The following is a 16,417-nucleotide window of genomic DNA, read 5'->3' on the forward strand; positions in this document are numbered from 1 at the left end:
ACCGGTGCGGGCCCGGTGCGGGGGGCGCGTCGTTCGCGCCGCGCCCGCACCAGCCCGGGGATCACCAGCGGTAGTGCGCGAACGCCTTGTTGGCGTCGGCCATCTTGTGCGTGTCCTCGCGACGCTTCACCGCGGCACCCAGGCCGTTGCTCGCGTCGAGGATCTCGTTCATGAGGCGCTCGGTCATCGTCTTCTCGCGGCGCTGCCGGGAGTAGCCGACCAGCCAGCGCAGCGCCAGCGTGGTGCTGCGGTTGGGCTTGACCTCGATCGGCACCTGGTAGGTGGCGCCACCGACGCGGCGGGACTTGACCTCCAGCGCCGGCTTGACGTTGTCCAGCGCGCGCTTGAGGGTCTGCACGGGGTCGGTGCCGGTCTTGGCGCGGCAGCCCTCGAGGGCGCCGTAGACGATGCGCTCGGCGGTCGCCTTCTTGCCGTCCAGCAGGGTCTTGTTGACCAGCTGGGTCACCAGGGTCGAGCCGTAGACCGGGTCGTTGATGAGGGGACGCTTGGGAGCAGGGCCCTTACGAGGCATTACTTCTTCTCCTTCTTCGCGCCGTACCGGGAACGGGACTGGTTGCGGCCCCGGACGCCCTGGGTGTCCAGGGAGCCGCGGATGATCTTGTAGCGGACGCCGGGGAGGTCCTTCACCCGGCCGCCGCGGACGAGCACGATCGAGTGCTCCTGGAGGTTGTGGCCGACCCCGGGGATGTAGGCCGTGACCTCGACACCGCTGGTGAGGCGCACACGGGCGACCTTGCGCAGGGCGGAGTTCGGCTTCTTGGGGGTGGTCGTGTAGACACGGGTGCAGACGCCGCGGCGCTGCGGGTTGCCCTTGAGGGCCGGGGAGTTGGTCTTCTTGACCTTGTCCTGCCGGCCCTTGCGGACAAGCTGGTTGATCGTAGGCACTGATGCTCCGTCAGTCGTCGTTGGTCTTCGCTGGCCGCACGGGGGTCCGCACGGGTCACGCTCCTTGGGTTGCGCCGCCCCTCGACCCCCGTGTTCGGGTGTGTCGGACCGGCTGCCCTCCCCTGCACTTCCCGACCGGCTCCCTCGGCCGGTGAGGGCCGCGGGCGTCCCGGACGGGCTGCCCGGCGAGAGATGGGTGCGGACCGTCAGGTCCGCGCGCGTGCAGGACCTAGCCCGCACACAGTTCTCCAGGATACCGGGAGCGGCGGTGCGGGGCCAAATCGTCGGGCCCGGGACGCGCCAGGGGCGGGTATGCCGTGTGCACGGCATACCCGCCCCTGGTCGTCGGCCCGGTGGGGGTTCGACTCAGTAGCGCGGCTCGTCCATGGGGACGTCGTCGAGGCGGACCGCCTCGCCGCTGCCCTGCCCGAACGCTCCGGCGTAGTCGAAGTCCTCGTAGTCCGGCACCGCGTAGGCCGCGGCCTTGGCCTCCTCGGTGGGCTCCACCGTGAGGTTGCGGTACCTCGTCAGCCCGGTCCCCGCGGGGATCAGCTTGCCGAGGATGACGTTCTCCTTCAGGCCCAGCAGCGGGTCGCTCTTGGCCTCCATCGCGGCCTCGGTGAGGACGCGGGTGGTCTCCTGGAAGGAGGCGGCCGAGAGCCAGGAGTCGGTCGCCAGCGAGGCCTTGGTGATGCCCATGAGCTCGGGGCGACCCGAGGCCGGGCGACCGCCCTCGGAGACGACCCGACGGTTCTCGGTCTCGAACCGGCCACGCTCGGACAGGGTGCCGGGCAGCAGCTCGGTGTCGCCCGCCTCGATGATCGTGACGCGCCGCAGCATCTGCCGCACGATGACCTCGATGTGCTTGTCGTGGATCGACACACCCTGCTGGCGGTAGACGCCCTGCACCTGGTCGACCAGGTGCTGCTGGGTCGCCCGGGGGCCGAGGATGCGCAGGACCTGCTTGGGGTCGATGGCGCCGACCACGAGCTGGGTGCCGACCTCGACGTGGTCGCCGTCCGAGACCAGCAGGCGCGCGCGCTTGCTGACCGGGTAGGCGTGCTCGTCGCTGCCGTCGTCCGGGGTGAGGAGCAGCCGGCGGGACTTGTCGGTGTCCTCGACCTCGATGCGGCCGGTCGCCTCGGCGATCGGGGCGACCGCCTTCGGCGTGCGCGCCTCGAACAGCTCGACGACACGCGGCAGACCCTGCGTGATGTCGTCACCGGCCACACCACCGGTGTGGAAGGTGCGCATCGTCAGCTGGGTGCCGGGCTCACCGATGGACTGGGCGGCGATGATGCCGACGGCCTCGCCGATGTCCACGAGCTTGCCGGTGGCCAGGCTGCGGCCGTAGCACTTCGCGCAGGTGCCGACCAGCGACTCGCAGGTCAGGACCGACCGGACCTTGACCTCCTCGACGCCGGCGGCCACGAGGGTGTCGATGACGACGTCACCCAGGTCGATGCCCGCCTGGGCGAGGACCTGGCCGTCGACCTCGACGTCCGAGGCGAGGGTCCGGGCGTAGACCGCGGTCTCGACGTCGTCGTGCTCGCGCAGCGCGCCCTCGGCGCCGGCCTGCGCGATCGGCATGACGAAGCCACGGTCGGTGCCGCAGTCGTTCTCCCGGATGATGACGTCCTGGCTGACGTCGACGAGGCGACGGGTCAGGTAGCCCGAGTCGGCGGTCCGCAGCGCGGTGTCCGCCAGCCCCTTGCGGGCGCCGTGCGTGGAGATGAAGAACTCCAGCACCGACAGGCCCTCGCGGAAGTTGGACTTGATCGGACGCGGGATGATCTCGCCCTTCGGGTTGGCCATGAGGCCGCGCATCCCGGCGATCTGCCGCAGCTGGAACCAGTTGCCTCGGGCACCCGAGGTCACCATCCGGTAGATGGTGTTGTCCTTGGGCATCGAGGTCTCCAGCTCCTTGGCGACCTCGTTGGTGGCCTGGGTCCAGATCTCGATGAGCTCCTGCCGGCGCTCGTCGTCGGTGATCAGACCACGCTCGTACTGCAGCTGCACCTTGGCGGCCTTGGCCTCGTAGGAGGACAGGATCTCGGTCTTGCGCTCCGGCGTCTGCACGTCGGAGACCGCGACCGTGGTGCCCGAGCGGGTCGCCCAGTGGTAGCCGGCGTCCTTGAGCGAGTCGAGGCTCGCCGCGACCTGCACCTTGGTGTAGCGCTCGGCCAGGTCGTTGACGATCCCGGAGAGGCGCTTCTTGTCCACGACCTCGTCGACGTAGGCGTAGTTGGGCGGCAGGGCGTCGTTGAACAGCGCCCGGCCCAGCGTGGTCTCCATGACGAAGGTGTCGACGACACCGTCCTCGGTGACCTGGGCGCCCTCGGCCAGCGCGAAGCCCTCCGGCGGCGCGGTCTGGTTGAGCCGCAGCCGGATGGCGGTGCCCAGCTCGATCTGACCGGCGTCGAAGGCCATGCGGGCCTCCGCGACCGAGCCGAAGCTGCGCAGGTGCTGGTTGCCGTCCTCGTCCACGAGGTATGCCGACCCCGCCTCTCCCCGGGTGCTCTCCGAGGTGAGGTGGAACAGGCCGATGATCATGTCCTGGGTGGGCATGGTCACCGGTCGGCCGTCGGCCGGCTTGAGGATGTTGTTGGAGCTCAGCATGAGGATCCGGGCCTCGGCCTGGGCCTCCGCGGACAGCGGCACGTGGACCGCCATCTGGTCGCCGTCGAAGTCGGCGTTGAAGGCGGTGCAGACCAGCGGGTGGATCTGGATCGCCTTGCCCTCGACCAGCTGCGGCTCGAAGGCCTGGATGCCGAGGCGGTGCAGGGTGGGGGCCCGGTTGAGCAGCACGGGGTGGTCGGTGATGACCTCCTCGAGCACGTCCCAGACGACGCTGCGGCCACGCTCGACCATCCGCTTGGCGGACTTGATGTTCTGCGCGTGGTCGAGGTCGACCAGCCGCTTCATGACGAACGGCTTGAACAGCTCCAGCGCCATCTGCTTGGGCAGGCCGCACTGGTGCAGGCGCAGCTGCGGGCCGACGACGATGACCGACCGGCCGGAGTAGTCGACGCGCTTGCCGAGCAGGTTCTGGCGGAAGCGGCCCTGCTTGCCCTTGAGCATGTCGGACAGCGACTTCAGCGGCCGGTTGCCCGGGCCGGTGACGGCGCGCCCACGACGGCCGTTGTCGAAGAGGCTGTCGACGGCCTCCTGGAGCATGCGCTTCTCGTTGTTGACGATGATCTCCGGCGCGCCCAGGTCCAGCAGCCGCTTGAGGCGGTTGTTGCGGTTGATGACGCGGCGGTAGAGGTCGTTGAGGTCCGAGGTCGCGAACCGGCCACCGTCGAGCTGCACCATGGGGCGCAGGTCCGGCGGGATGACCGGCACGCAGTCGAGCACCATGCCGGCCGGCTCGTTCTTGGTCTGCAGGAAGCTGGTGACGACCTTGAGCCGCTTGATGGCGCGGGTCTTGCGCTGCCCCTTGCCCGTGGCGATGGTCTCGCGCAGCGACTCGGCCTCGGCGTCGAGGTCGAAGCTCTCCAGCCGCTTCTGCAGCGCGGCCGCACCCATGCCTCCCTCGAAGTACATGCCGAAGCGGTCACGCATCTCGCGGTAGAGGATCTCGTCGCCCTCGAGGTCCTGGACCTTGAGGTTCTTGAACCGGTCCCAGACCTGCTCCAGGCGCTCGACCTGGGCGTCGGCACGCCGACGGATCTGGTTCATCTCCCGCTCGGCGCCGTCCTTGACCTTGCGCTTGGCGTCGGACTTGGCGCCCTCGGCCTCCAGCTCGGCGAGGTCGGACTCGAGCTTCTTGGCCCGCTCCTCGACGTCGGAGTCGCGACGGTTCTCCATCGCCTTCTTCTCGGTCTGGATCTGCGCCTCGAGGCTGGGCAGGTCCTGGTGGCGCCCCTCCTCGTCGACCGTGGTGATCATGTAGGCGGCGAAGTAGATGACCTTCTCGAGGTCCTTCGGAGCCAGGTCCAGCAGGTAGCCGAGCCGGCTCGGGACACCCTTGAAGTACCAGATGTGGGTGACCGGGGCGGCGAGCTCGATGTGGCCCATCCGCTCGCGACGGACGCCCGCGCGGGTCACCTCGACGCCGCAGCGCTCACAGATGATGCCCTTGAAGCGGACCCGCTTGTACTTGCCGCAGTAGCACTCCCAGTCCCGGGTCGGGCCGAAGATCTTCTCGCAGAAGAGGCCGTCCTTCTCGGGCTTGAGGGTGCGGTAGTTGATGGTCTCGGGCTTCTTGACCTCGCCGTGGCTCCAGGTCCTGATGTCCTCGGCCGTCGCCAGGCCGATGCGCAACTCGTCGAAGAAGTTGACGTCGAGCACGTGATTCCTTCTCTCGTGATCTCGTAGAAAGAGCGTTAGATCTAGCTATGCGGTGGAGGTGCCCGCACCGGCCGCACGTGGTGGCGGCCGGTGCGGCATACCTCAGACTTCCTCGACCGAGCTGGGCTCGCGGCGGCTCAGGTCGATCCCGAGCTCCTCGGCGGCCCGGAACACCTCGGTGTCCGACTCGCGCAGGTCGATCTGGCTGCCGTCGGAGGACAGGACCTCGACGTTCAGGCACAGCGACTGCATCTCCTTGATGAGCACCTTGAAGGACTCGGGGATGCCGGGCTCGGGGACGTTGTCGCCCTTGACGATGGACTCGTAGACCTTGACCCGGCCGGTGACGTCGTCGGACTTGATGGTCAGGAGCTCCTGCAGGGCGTAGGCGGCGCCGTAGGCCTCCAGCGCCCACACCTCCATCTCGCCGAAGCGCTGGCCACCGAACTGGGCCTTACCACCGAGCGGCTGCTGGGTGATCATCGAGTACGGCCCCGTGCTGCGCGCGTGGATCTTGTCGTCCACGAGGTGGTGCAGCTTGAGGATGTACATGTAGCCCACCGAGATCTCCTCGGGGAAGGGCTCGCCCGAGCGACCGTCGAACAGCTTGGTCTTGCCGCTGTTGTCGATGAGGCGCTTCCCGTCGCGGGTCGGCGTCGTCGAGTCCAGCAGACCGGCGATCTCCTGCTCGCGGGCGCCGTCGAAGACGGGGCTCGCGACGCGGGTCCGCGGCGGCGCGGTGCGGGCGTCCTCCGGGATGAGCTCGGCCCACTCCGGCTGCCCGGCGATCTCCCAGCCCTGCGCCGCGGCCCAGCCGAGGTGCAGCTCCAGGATCTGGCCGATGTTCATCCGGCCGGGCACGCCCAGCGGGTTGAGCACGACGTCGACCGGTGTGCCGTCCTCGAGGAACGGCATGTCCTCGACGGGCAGGATCTTGGAGATCACGCCCTTGTTGCCGTGCCGGCCGGCCAGCTTGTCGCCGTCGGTGATCTTGCGCTTGTTGGCGACGTAGACCCGGACCAGCTGGTTGACGCCCGGGGGCAGCTCGTCGCCGTCCTCGCGGTCGAAGACCTTGACGCCGATGACCGTGCCGGTCTCGCCGTGCGGCACCTTCATCGAGGTGTCGCGGACCTCGCGGGCCTTCTCGCCGAAGATCGCGCGCAGCAGCCGCTCCTCCGGGGTCAGCTCGGTCTCGCCCTTGGGCGTGACCTTGCCGACGAGCAGGTCGCCGTCGCGGACCTCGGCACCGATCCGGATGATGCCGCGCTCGTCGAGGTCGGCGAGCACGTCGTCGGAGACGTTCGGGATGTCCCGGGTGATCTCCTCCGGGCCCAGCTTGGTGTCGCGGGCGTCGATCTCGTGCTCCTCGATGTGGATCGAGGAGAGCACGTCGTCCTGCACGAGACGCTGGGAGAGGATGATCGCGTCCTCGTAGTTGTAACCCTCCCACGGCATGAACGCCACGAGCAGGTTGCGGCCCAGCGCCATCTCGCCGCCGTCGGTCGCGGGACCGTCGGCCAGCAGCTGACCCGCCTCGACGTGGTCGCCCACGTCGACCCGGACCTGCTGGTTGTAGCAGTTGCCCTGGTTGGAGCGGGTGAACTTGTTGATCTTGTAGGACTGGTAGGTGCCGTCGTCGTTGGCGACGGTGACCAGGTCCGCGGAGACCTGCTGGACCGCGCCCGGCTTGGCGGCGCGCACGACGTCACCGGAGTCCAGCGCGGCGCGGTGCTCCATACCGGTGCCGACGAGCGGGGCCTCGGCGCGCACCAGCGGCACCGCCTGCCGCTGCATGTTGGCGCCCATGAGCGCGCGGTTGGCGTCGTCGTGCTCGAGGAAGGGGATCATCGCGGTCGCGGCGGACACCATCTGGCGCGCCGAGACGTCCATGTAGTCCACCTCCGCGGCGGGCACGTCGACGGCCTCGCCCTCGCGGGCGCGGACCAGCACCCGCTCGTCGAGGAAGGTGCCGTCGTCGTCCAGCTTGGCGTTGGCCTGGGCGATGACGAAGCGGTCCTCCTCGCCGGCCGACAGGTAGTCGACGACGTCGGTCACCTTGCCGTCACGGACCCGCCGGTAGGGGGTCTCGACGAAGCCGAACGGGTTGATCCGGCCGTAGGAGGCCAGCGAGCCGATGAGACCGATGTTGGGACCCTCGGGGGTCTCGATCGGGCACATGCGGCCGTAGTGGCTGGGGTGCACGTCGCGCACCTCCATGCCGGCGCGGTCACGGGACAGACCACCCGGGCCCAGCGCGGACAGACGACGCTTGTGCGTCAGCCCGGAGAGCGGGTTGTTCTGGTCCATGAACTGCGAGAGCTGGCTGGTGCCGAAGAACTCCTTGATGGAGGCGACGACCGGGCGGATGTTGATGAGCGTCTGCGGGGTGATCGCCTCGACGTCCTGGGTCGTCATCCGCTCGCGGACGACGCGCTCCATCCGGGACAGGCCGGTCCGGACCTGGTTCTGGATGAGCTCGCCGACGCTGCGCAGGCGACGGTTGCCGAAGTGGTCGATGTCGTCGACCTCGGCCGGGACCTCGCCCTCGGGGCTGGCCACGGCCGTCTCGCCGGCGTGCAGCGCGACGAGGTACTTGATGGTCGCGACGATGTCGTCGGTGCCGAGCACCGACTCGCCCAGCGGCGCCTGCAGCCCGAGCTTCTTGTTGACCTTGTAGCGGCCGACCTTGGCCAGGTCGTAGCGCTTGGGGTTGAAGTACAGGTTGTTCAGCAGCGCCTCGGCCGCGTCGCGCGTCGGGGGCTCGCCCGGACGCAGCTTGCGGTAGATGTCGAGCAGCGCCTCGTCCTGGCCGGTGGTGTGGTCCTTCTCCAGGGTGAGCCGGATGGACTCGTAGTCGCCGAACTCCTCCAGGATCTGGTCGTTGGTCCAGCCCAGGGCCTTGAGCAGCACGGTGACGCTCTGCTTGCGCTTGCGGTCGACGCGCACGCCCACCTGGTCGCGCTTGTCGATCTCGAACTCCAGCCAGGCACCGCGGCTCGGGATGACCTTGGCGGAGTAGATGTCCTTGTCCGAGGTCTTGTCGAGGCTGCGCTCGAAGTAGACGCCCGGGCTGCGGACGAGCTGGGACACGACGACGCGCTCGGTGCCGTTGACGATGAAGGTGCCGCGCGGCGTCATGAGCGGGAAGTCACCCATGAAGACGGTCTGGCTCTTGATCTCGCCGGTCGAGTTGTTGATGAACTCCGCGGTGACGAACAGCGGGGCGGAGTAGGTCATGTCCTTCTCCTGGCACTCCTCGACGGAGTACTTCTGCTCCTCGAACCGGTGGTCGCGGAAGCTCAGCGACATGGAGCCGGAGAAGTCCTCGATCGGGGAGATCTCCTCGAAGATCTCCTCCAGACCGGAGGTGGTGGGGATGTCGTCGCGTCCCTCGGCCTGGGCAGCGGCGACCCGCGCCTGCCAGGCCTCGTTGCCGAGGAGCCAGTCGAAGCTCTCGGTCTGGAGCGCCAGGAGGTCCGGGACCTCGAGGGGCTCCCGGATCTTGGCGAAGCTCAGTCGTCCGGAGGGCGTCTGAGCGGTGGACACAGTCTTCTTCGCAGTGCGCGAGGCAGCCAAGGATGGTCCTTCCACGGGCCTATGTGTGTGCGGCGGTCGTGCGTCGCCCGGCCTGCTCACGGATGCAGCACGAAGGGATGGTGTCCAGCGCCTCGACGGGCCGGCCGGGGCGCGCACCGATCTCTTCAGTGGGATCGAGGGCAGGTGAAGGGCAGCGCAAAGAATTATCGTACACGCCGTATGGCCCGACGTCCAACCCTGGAACGACGGGGCGTCCTGGACGGCGGGGCGTCGGCTCAGGGGCGGACGCGCCCCTGGTGGAGTCCGACACCGGCCCGGCGGCAGGTGCGTGCGTCGATGGTGCTCCTCGGAGGCCCCGGGCGTCAAGCACGCCCGCTCCCCCAGGCGTGTCTCCCCGTGGCACGTCGCCGCTCACGTCCGCCGCGGCACTCCCCCCTGACGCACCGCGGGCGGGGCCGCAGCACCCGTGCGGGTGCCTCGACCCCGCCCGCGGCGGAGGTGAGAGGTGTCGGTGGGACCTCACGGCATGCGCCGTGGCCCCACCGACGGGCTCACTTGAGGGTGACGGTCGCGCCGGCGCCCTCGAGCTGCTCCTTGGCCTTCTCGGCGGCCTCCTTGTCGACCTTCTCCAGGACCGGCTTCGGCGCACCGTCGACGAGGTCCTTGGCCTCCTTCAGGCCGAGGGAGGTCAGCGCGCGGACCTCCTTGATGACCTGGATCTTCTTGTCACCGGCGGCCTCGAGGACGACGTCGAACTCGTCCTGCTCCTCGGCCGCGGCCTCGTCGCCGCCACCGGCGGCGGGGGCGCCGGCCGCGACGGCGACCGGGGCGGCGGCGGTGACCTCGAAGGTGTCCTCGAAGGCCTTGACGAACTCGGACAGCTCGATGAGGGTCATCTCCTTGAACTGGTCAAGGAGCTCCTCGGTGCTCAGCTTCGCCATGATGGGCGTTCCTTCCTGTTGTATGCCGTGAGTGGCGTTGTGTGGATGCGCTGCTCGCGTGACCCGTGGGGCCGGCGCGGTCAGCCCTCGTCGCCACCCTCGGCGACGTCGGTGCCCGCCCCGGCCTCTGCCGGTGCGGTGGTGTCGACGGAGTCCGCCGACGGGGTCTCGTCGGCAGCCGCCGACGTCGCCCCGGAGAGGGGACCGCCCTGCTCCTCGACCTTCGCGCGCAGCGCCTCGACGACCCGGGCGGTCGACGACAGCGGAGCGGCGAACAGGCCGGCAGCCTTGGACAGGTTGCCCTTCATGGCACCTGCCAGCTTGGCCAGCAGGACCTCGCGGGACTCCAGGTCCGCGAGCGTGGTGATCTCGGCGGGGCTCAACGGGCGACCGTCGAGCACACCACCCTTGATGACCAGGGCCGGGTTGGCCTTGGCGAAGTCACGCAGCCCCTTGGCCGCCTCGACCGGGTCACCGGTGACGAAGGCGATGGCCGTGGGGCCCTGCAGGTGCTCGTCGAGGCCTTCGATGCCGGCCTCGGCAGCAGCACGCTTGGTGAGCGTGTTCTTCACCACGGCGTAGGTGGCGTGCTCTCGCATGGAGGCGCGCAGCTCGGTGATCTGGCTCACCCGCAGCCCGCGGTACTCCGTGAGCACGGCCCCACCGGAGCTGCGGAACTTCTCCGTCAGCTCGGCGATGGCAGCAACCTTCTCGGGCGTCGCCATACTGGCCTCCTTCACGTCGTGGTGCCGGCTACCCCCCGGCCCGACATGACGAGAGCCCCGGCGCAGGCGCACCGGGGCTCGCAGGACGTGTGTCGGCCAGGGCCGACGGTCGTGCTCGGTTCACCTGCGCTGGCGCCCGACGTGGTCGGAACCTTCGGCCGACGCCACCCGACCCGGCTCGCGCCGGACCCGGGCACGCCGACAACCGGCGGTCTTGGGTATGTCCTCAGGGTAACGGCATACCCGGGGGTGGTCCAAATCCCGCGGCCCGGCGGCAGGGGCGCTGCCGGCGGGCGGCATCATGGTCCGGTGAGCGAGCAGACGGCGCGGGAGCGGTGGTACCACCGGTTCGTCACCGCGGACGAGGAGGCCGAGAGCGACTTCGGGGGCACCGAGCGGGTGAGCAGCGGAGGACTGCGGCTCATCGGGGCCAACGCGTTGCAGAGCATCGGCGACCAGGTGGTCAACGCCAAGACGGTCCTGCCCTGGCTGCTCACCCTGCTGGGCGCGCCCGCCGCGTTGGTCGGCCTGCTCGTGCCGGTCCGCGAGGCCGGGTCGATGCTGCCGCAGGCCGCGCTCACCCCCTGGGTGGTGTCCCGGCCCCGGCGCACGCGGGTGTGGATGGTCGGTGCGGCCGGCCAGGCGGTCGCGACGGCGGCGATGGCCGTGGGGGCGCTGCTGCTCGACGGCTGGGTGGCCGGCGTCGTGGTCCTGGTCGCGCTCGCGGTCTTCGCCCTGGCCCGCTGCCTGTGCTCGATGGCGGCCAAGGACGTGCAGGGCCGGACCGTGCCCAAGGGGCAGCGGGGTCAGGTGACCGGCGCCGCGACCATGGTCTCGGGGGTGGCCGCGCTGGTCCTCGGGGTGTCCCTGCAGCTGCTCGGTCCCGGCCTCGACGCCCCGGTGCTGGCAGCCTTCCTGCTCGGCGCGGCGCTGATGTGGGCGCTGGCGGTCGCCGTGTACGCCGGGATCCCCGAGCAGCCGCAGGAGCCGGAGGAGCGCCGTGAGCCCTGGTGGGCCGACACCGTGGGCCTCCTGCGCGACGACGCCGGGTTCCGCCGGTTCGTCCTCGCCCGGGGGCTGCTGCTGGTGTCGGCGCTGGCGCCGCCCTTCCTCGTGACCCTGGCGGTCGAGGCGGGCCGGTCGGGCGGCCAGGACGGGCTCGCCGCCCTGCTCGGGGGCCTGGGGTCGTTCGTCATCGCCCAGGGGGTCGCCTCGGTCGTCGGCGGGCGGGTCTTCGGGTCGCTCGCCGACCGGTCCAGCCGGCTCGTCATGGTGCTGGGCGCCCTCGTCGCCTCGCTGGTGGTCCTGCTGGCCGTGGTGGCGGTCCTGGTGCTGCAGCAGAGGCCGGCGGCGCTGCTCGGGGTGCTGGTCGCGGCATACCTCGTGCTGAGCCTGGTGCACGTCGGCGTCCGGGTGGCCCGCAAGACGTATGTCGTGGACCTCGCCGAGGGCGACCTGCGCACCCGGTACGTCGCGGTGTCGAACACCGCGATGGGGGTCATCCTGCTCGTCACCGGTGCCGTGAGCGCGGCCCTGGCCACGCTGGGGGCGGTCCCGGCGCTGGTCTTCCTGGCGCTGCTCGGCCTCGTCGGCGCCGCCGTGTCCTGGCGGCTGCCCGAGGTGTCCCGCGGCTGAGCAGCCGGGGGGTTCGGCACGACCCCAGAGCTCCACTGCCCCTGCCCTTCGTCCCCGGAGTCCCACAGGCCCCACGATGCGACGACAGTGCCCGTGAGCGGGGATATGTCCCCGGCAGGTGGTCGTATCCCCGCACGCTGGGGCCCCTGTGAGACGTGGGGCCGATGAGACGGCACCCGGGGCGGCACGTCAGGCGTCCGCCGGGACGACGACGCCCCCGGGAGCACACGAGGTGCTGCCGGGGGCGTCGTCGACGGCGGGGTGGCCGCTGCAGGCCTCACTCGGCCGGCGCGGTCTCCAGGACGCTCGAGACGCGGGCCGGGTCCATCGGGATGCCCGGGCCCATCGTCGTCGACATGGTCGCCTTGGTGACGTAGCGACCCTTGGAGCTGGTCGGCTTCAGCCGAAGGATCTCCTCGATCGCGACGGCGTAGTTCTGCGCCAGCGTCGCCTCGTCGAAGGAGGTCTTGCCGATGATGAAGTGGAGGTTGGCGTGCTTGTCCACGCGGAACTCGATCTTGCCGCCCTTGATGTCGGACACGGCCTTGGCGGTGTCCATCGTGACGGTGCCCGTCTTGGGGTTGGGCATGAGCCCGCGGGGGCCGAGCACCTTGCCCAGGCGGCCGACCTTGCCCATGAGGTCCGGCGTGGCGACGACGGCGTCGAAGTCCGTCCAGCCGCCGGAGACCCGCTCGATCATGTCGTCCGAGCCGACGTAGTCGGCGCCGGCGTCCAGGGCGGCCTGCGCCTTGTCGCCGTTGGCGAAGACCAGGACGCGGGCGGTCTTGCCCGTGCCGCCGGGCAGGTTGACGGTGCCGCGGACGAGCTGGTCGGCCTTGCGCGGGTCGACGCCCAGACGCAGGGCGACCTCGACGGTCGCGTCGTACTTCGTGGTGCTGGTCTCCTTGGCCAGGCGGATCGCCTCGCGCGGGGTGTAGAACGACCCCTCGCCGAGCTTCTCCGCGGAGGCGCGGTAGGCCTTGCTGCGCTTCATGTGTCACTCCTCGTGGTGATGGTGGAGCTGTGGTCGGACGGGCCGAAGCGGGCCCTGCCACAGGGTTCGGGGTATGCCGTGCGCCCGGCCGGGCGCCGGCATACCCCGGGGGTTCAGCTGGTGGTGATGCCCATCGACCGGGCGGTGCCGGCGATGATGCGCTTGGCCATGTCCAGGTCGTTGGCGTTGAGGTCGGCCATCTTCATCTCGGCGATCTCGGTGAGCTGCGCGTCGTTCAGCGTGCCGACCTTGGTCTTGTGCGGCTCGCCCGAGCCCTTGCCGACGCCCGCGGCCTTCTTGATGAGCTCGGCGGCCGGCGGGGTCTTGGTGATGAAGGTGAACGAGCGGTCCTCGTAGACCGTGATCTCGACCGGGATGACATTGCCACGCTGGGACTCCGTCGCGGCGTTGTAGGCCTTGACGAACTCCATGATGTTGACGCCGTGCTGACCCAGCGCGGGGCCGACGGGCGGGGCCGGGGTGGCGGCGCCGGCCTGGATCTGCAGCTTGATGAAGCCGCTGACCTTCTTCTTGGGGGGCATGGTGCTCTCCTTGGTTGCTGGGCCGACGCCGTGGGCGATGACCCGGTTGCATGCCGCTCACCGGCTGGTGACGGCGGGGGTGTCCGGGGGCAGACCCCCGAAGGATCAGATCTTGGCGACCTGGTTGAACGACAGCTCGACGGGGGTCTCGCGGCCGAAGATGGAGACCAGCACCTTGAGCTTGTTGCTCTCGGGCAGGATCTCGGAGATCGTCGCCGGCAGGGTCTCGAACGGGCCCTCCATGACGGTGACCGACTCGCCGACCTCGAAGTCGACGTGCGGCTGGGCCGGGCGGCTGAAGCCGTCGTCGGAGGTGGTGCCCGAGTCGTCCGCGGCGCTGGGGGCCGGGGTCGGGGTGTCGAACTTCGGGGCCAGCATGCTGACGACCTCGTCGATGCTCAGCGGCACCGGCTGGTGGGCGTTGCCGACGAAGCCGGTGACGCCCGGCGTGTGCCGGACGGCGCCCCACGACTCGTCGGTGAGCTCCATCCGGACCAGCACGTAGCCGGGCATCCGCACGCGGCGCACCTGCTTGCGCTGGCCGTTCTTGATCTCGGTCACCTCCTCCATGGGGACCTCCACCTCGAAGATGTAGTCCTCCATGTTGAGGCTGGTGATGCGGGTCTCCAGGTTGTGCTTGACCCGGTTCTCGTAGCCCGCGTAGGAGTGGACGACGAACCAGTCGCCGTACTTGCCGCGCAGGACCGCGGTGAACTCCTCGAGCGGGTCCACCGCCTCGAGGACCTCCTCCGCGTCGGCGGGCTCCTCGGAGGTCACCTCCTCGTCCTCGCCGTAGACGGCCTCCTCCACGGGGTCGGCCGGGGCGTCACCGTCGAGACGCTCGGCGGCCTCCACGTCGGCGTCCTGCACGGACTGCTCGGCGGTGACCTCGTCGTGGTCGGGGGTCTGCTCGGACATGCCCTACTTCCTCAATGTCGTGTCCGCGGCGCCGAACGGCGCCGCGTGCTGCTCGCGGTCAGGCCCCGAAGACGAGACCGACCAGCCACTGGAACAGCTGGTCCAGGCCGAAGACGAACGCCATCATCACCAGCACGAAGACGAAGACGACGATCGTGTAGGTGATGAGCTCGTTGCGCGTGGGCTGGACGACCTTGCGCAGCTCGGCCATGACCTGCTCGACGAAGGTCGACGGGCGGCCGCCCTGGCCGGCGCCGGCCTGGCTGCGAGCGGCACCGTCGGTGTCGCGGGCGGGGTTCGCCACGGCTCGCCTTCCTGTCGCAGGTCTGGGTTCTCCGGCGGGCAGGATGCCTACCGGTCACGCAGGGCAAGAGGGACTCGAACCCCCAACCGCCGGTTTTGGAGACCGGTGCTCTACCAATTGAGCTATTGCCCTTCACCAGGTCCTCGCGGTGCCGGCCTGCTGCTGGGGGGCAGGCTGGCGCCTCGTGCGAACACCCGAACAAGCAGTCTACGGGACGCCCGACAGGTGGGCAAAAGCCGGACCGGGTTTGACCCTACGTGAACCCGCGGTGCCATGATGGGCGGCGTGAGCGAGCAGACCCGCATCAGCACCCGCATCGGATCCATCGCCGAGTCGGCCACCCTGGCCGTCGACGCCAAGGCCAAGGCCCTCAAGGCCCAGGGCCGGCCGGTCATCGGCTTCGGTGCCGGTGAGCCCGACTTCCCCACCCCGGACTACATCGTGCAGGCCGCCGTCGACGCCTGCTCCGACCCGGTCAACCACCGCTACTCCCCCGCCGGCGGCCTCGCCTCCCTCAAGGACGCGATCGTCGCCAAGACGCGCCGCGACTCGGGGTATGCCGTGGAGCCGGCGAACGTGCTCGTCACCAACGGCGGCAAGCAGGCGGTCTACAACACCTTCGCCGCGCTGCTGGACCCGGGCGACGAGGTCATCCTCCCCACCCCGTACTGGACGACCTACCCCGAGTCCATCCGGCTCGCCGGGGGCACCCCGGTCGAGGTCTTCGCCGGCGCCGACGCCGAGGCCGGGGCGTACCTCGTCACCGTCGAGCAGCTCGAGGCCGCGCGCACGGACCGCACCAAGGCGCTGCTCTTCTGCTCGCCCTCCAACCCCACCGGCGCCGTCTACCCGTCCGAGCAGGTGGAGGCGATCGGCCGCTGGGCCCTGGAGCACGGGATCTGGGTCGTCACCGACGAGATCTACGAGCACCTGCTCTACGACGGGGCGCAGGCGCCGTCGATGCCGGTGCTCGTCCCGGAGCTGGCCGACACCTGCGTCGTGCTCAACGGGGTGGCCAAGACGTACGCCATGACCGGATGGCGGGTCGGGTGGATGATCGGCCCGACCGACGTCGTCAAGGCCGCGACCAACCTGCAGAGCCACGCGACGTCCAACGTCGCCAACGTCTCGCAGCGGGCCGCGATCGCCGCGCTGGAGGGCAGCCTGGGCGCGGTGGAGGAGATGAAGGTCGCCTTCGACCGGCGCCGTCGCCGCATGGTCGAGATGCTGAACGCGATCGACGGGGTCGAGTGCCCGGTGCCTCAGGGCGCGTTCTACGCCTACCCCTCGGTCGAAGGGGTGCTCGGCACGGAGATCCGCGGCCGCACGCCCCGCACGTCGGTGGAGCTGGCCGCGCTCATCCTCGAGGAGGTCGAGGTCGCGGTCGTGCCCGGTGAGGCGTTCGGCCCCAGCGGCTACCTGCGGCTGTCCTACGCGCTCGGCGACGAGGACCTCGAGGAGGGCGTGGGCCGCATCCAGGCACTGCTGGCCGAGGCCCGCTGACCGCGGCCAGGTCGTCGGGGCCGCCCACCAGCACCGGGTGAGCGGCCACCGCCACCACACCGGCAGGACGACCGCCCGCACCCCGGCCGGGGGTGCGGGCGGTCGTCGCGTCCGGGCCC

General features: G+C 70.2%; 12 protein-coding genes and 1 tRNA gene. 2 read left to right on the plus strand and 11 right to left on the minus strand.

From position 1 onward, the window contains the following. Window positions 1–61: 61 nt before the first annotated feature. The 6 genes from rpsG to rplJ form a co-directional block, all read right to left on the minus strand. Window positions 62–532 carry a 30S ribosomal protein S7 gene (rpsG, locus tag EUS26_RS11840; protein WP_130014041.1) on the minus strand — a complete coding sequence of 157 codons (471 nt, stop codon included), beginning with the start codon at window positions 530–532 and terminating at the stop codon, window positions 62–64. Next, window positions 532–906: a 30S ribosomal protein S12 gene (gene rpsL / locus EUS26_RS11845; RefSeq protein ID WP_130014042.1), complete on the minus strand. Its 375-nt coding sequence runs from the start codon at window positions 904–906 to the stop codon at window positions 532–534. Before rpsL ends, rpsG begins: the two co-directional genes overlap by 1 nt. Window positions 907–1,272: 366 nt before the next feature. Further along, window positions 1,273–5,199, minus strand: coding sequence for a DNA-directed RNA polymerase subunit beta' (locus EUS26_RS11850; protein WP_130014043.1), 3,927 nt, complete (start codon window positions 5,197–5,199; stop codon window positions 1,273–1,275). A gap of 102 nt (window positions 5,200–5,301) precedes the next feature. Continuing rightward, on the minus strand, window positions 5,302–8,775 hold the full coding sequence (rpoB, locus tag EUS26_RS11855) for a DNA-directed RNA polymerase subunit beta (RefSeq protein WP_130014044.1): 3,474 nt from the start codon (window positions 8,773–8,775) through the stop codon (window positions 5,302–5,304). A gap of 512 nt (window positions 8,776–9,287) precedes the next feature. Beyond that, window positions 9,288–9,677, minus strand: a complete 390-nt coding sequence (gene rplL / locus EUS26_RS11860) for a 50S ribosomal protein L7/L12 (protein ID WP_130014045.1) — start codon at window positions 9,675–9,677, stop codon at window positions 9,288–9,290. Window positions 9,678–9,757: 80 nt separating this feature from the next. Next, window positions 9,758–10,402 (minus strand): 50S ribosomal protein L10, encoded by a 645-nt coding sequence (gene rplJ, locus EUS26_RS11865; protein WP_130014046.1) that lies wholly within the window; start codon window positions 10,400–10,402, stop codon window positions 9,758–9,760. 309 nt (window positions 10,403–10,711) lie between these two features. Here rplJ and EUS26_RS11870 point away from each other — a divergent pair, with 309 nt between their 5' ends. Beyond that, window positions 10,712–12,037: an MFS transporter gene (locus EUS26_RS11870; RefSeq protein ID WP_130014047.1), complete on the plus strand. Its 1,326-nt coding sequence runs from the start codon at window positions 10,712–10,714 to the stop codon at window positions 12,035–12,037. Window positions 12,038–12,314: 277 nt separating this feature from the next. On the opposite strand, the gene rplA is transcribed toward EUS26_RS11870, so the two are convergent. From rplA to EUS26_RS11895, 5 genes are all read right to left on the minus strand, one after another. Next, on the minus strand, window positions 12,315–13,031 hold the full coding sequence (gene rplA, locus EUS26_RS11875; protein ID WP_130014048.1) for a 50S ribosomal protein L1: 717 nt from the start codon (window positions 13,029–13,031) through the stop codon (window positions 12,315–12,317). Between the two features lie 113 nt (window positions 13,032–13,144). Continuing rightward, window positions 13,145–13,573: a 50S ribosomal protein L11 gene (gene rplK / locus EUS26_RS11880; protein WP_058890621.1), complete on the minus strand. Its 429-nt coding sequence runs from the start codon at window positions 13,571–13,573 to the stop codon at window positions 13,145–13,147. Window positions 13,574–13,678: 105 nt separating this feature from the next. After that, on the minus strand, window positions 13,679–14,491 hold the full coding sequence (nusG, locus tag EUS26_RS11885; protein WP_130014049.1) for a transcription termination/antitermination protein NusG: 813 nt from the start codon (window positions 14,489–14,491) through the stop codon (window positions 13,679–13,681). 58 nt (window positions 14,492–14,549) lie between these two features. Beyond that, the gene (secE, locus tag EUS26_RS17130; RefSeq protein WP_202865130.1) at window positions 14,550–14,795 is read right to left on the minus strand and encodes a preprotein translocase subunit SecE; all 246 of its coding nucleotides are present in this window, start codon (window positions 14,793–14,795) and stop codon (window positions 14,550–14,552) included. 59 nt (window positions 14,796–14,854) lie between these two features. Continuing rightward, window positions 14,855–14,927 (minus strand) — tRNA-Trp (locus tag EUS26_RS11895). Between the two features lie 144 nt (window positions 14,928–15,071). Here EUS26_RS11895 and EUS26_RS11900 point away from each other — a divergent pair. Beyond that, complete coding sequence (locus tag EUS26_RS11900; protein WP_238148963.1) at window positions 15,072–16,298, plus strand: pyridoxal phosphate-dependent aminotransferase; 1,227 nt, start codon at window positions 15,072–15,074, stop codon at window positions 16,296–16,298. Window positions 16,299–16,417 lie beyond the last annotated feature (119 nt).

This window comes from Serinicoccus sediminis (genome assembly GCF_004153545.1).
GTDB classification, from domain to species: Bacteria; Actinomycetota; Actinomycetes; order Actinomycetales; family Dermatophilaceae; genus Ornithinicoccus; species Ornithinicoccus sediminis_A.

What these genes read in the sequence shown, in the direction of transcription:
- rpsG (WP_130014041.1), bottom strand. Translation starts at nt 532, where the DNA reads ATGCCTCGTAAGGGCCCTGCTCCCAAGCGTCCCCTCATCAACGACCCG.
- rplL (WP_130014045.1), bottom strand. Translation starts at nt 9,677, where the DNA reads ATGGCGAAGCTGAGCACCGAGGAGCTCCTTGACCAGTTCAAGGAGATG.
- rplJ (WP_130014046.1), bottom strand. Translation starts at nt 10,402, where the DNA reads ATGGCGACGCCCGAGAAGGTTGCTGCCATCGCCGAGCTGACGGAGAAG.
- rplA (WP_130014048.1), bottom strand. Translation starts at nt 13,031, where the DNA reads ATGAAGCGCAGCAAGGCCTACCGCGCCTCCGCGGAGAAGCTCGGCGAG.
- rplK (WP_058890621.1), bottom strand. Translation starts at nt 13,573, where the DNA reads ATGCCCCCCAAGAAGAAGGTCAGCGGCTTCATCAAGCTGCAGATCCAG.
- nusG (WP_130014049.1), bottom strand. Translation starts at nt 14,491, where the DNA reads ATGTCCGAGCAGACCCCCGACCACGACGAGGTCACCGCCGAGCAGTCC.
- EUS26_RS11900 (WP_238148963.1), top strand. Translation starts at nt 15,072, where the DNA reads ATGGGCGGCGTGAGCGAGCAGACCCGCATCAGCACCCGCATCGGATCC.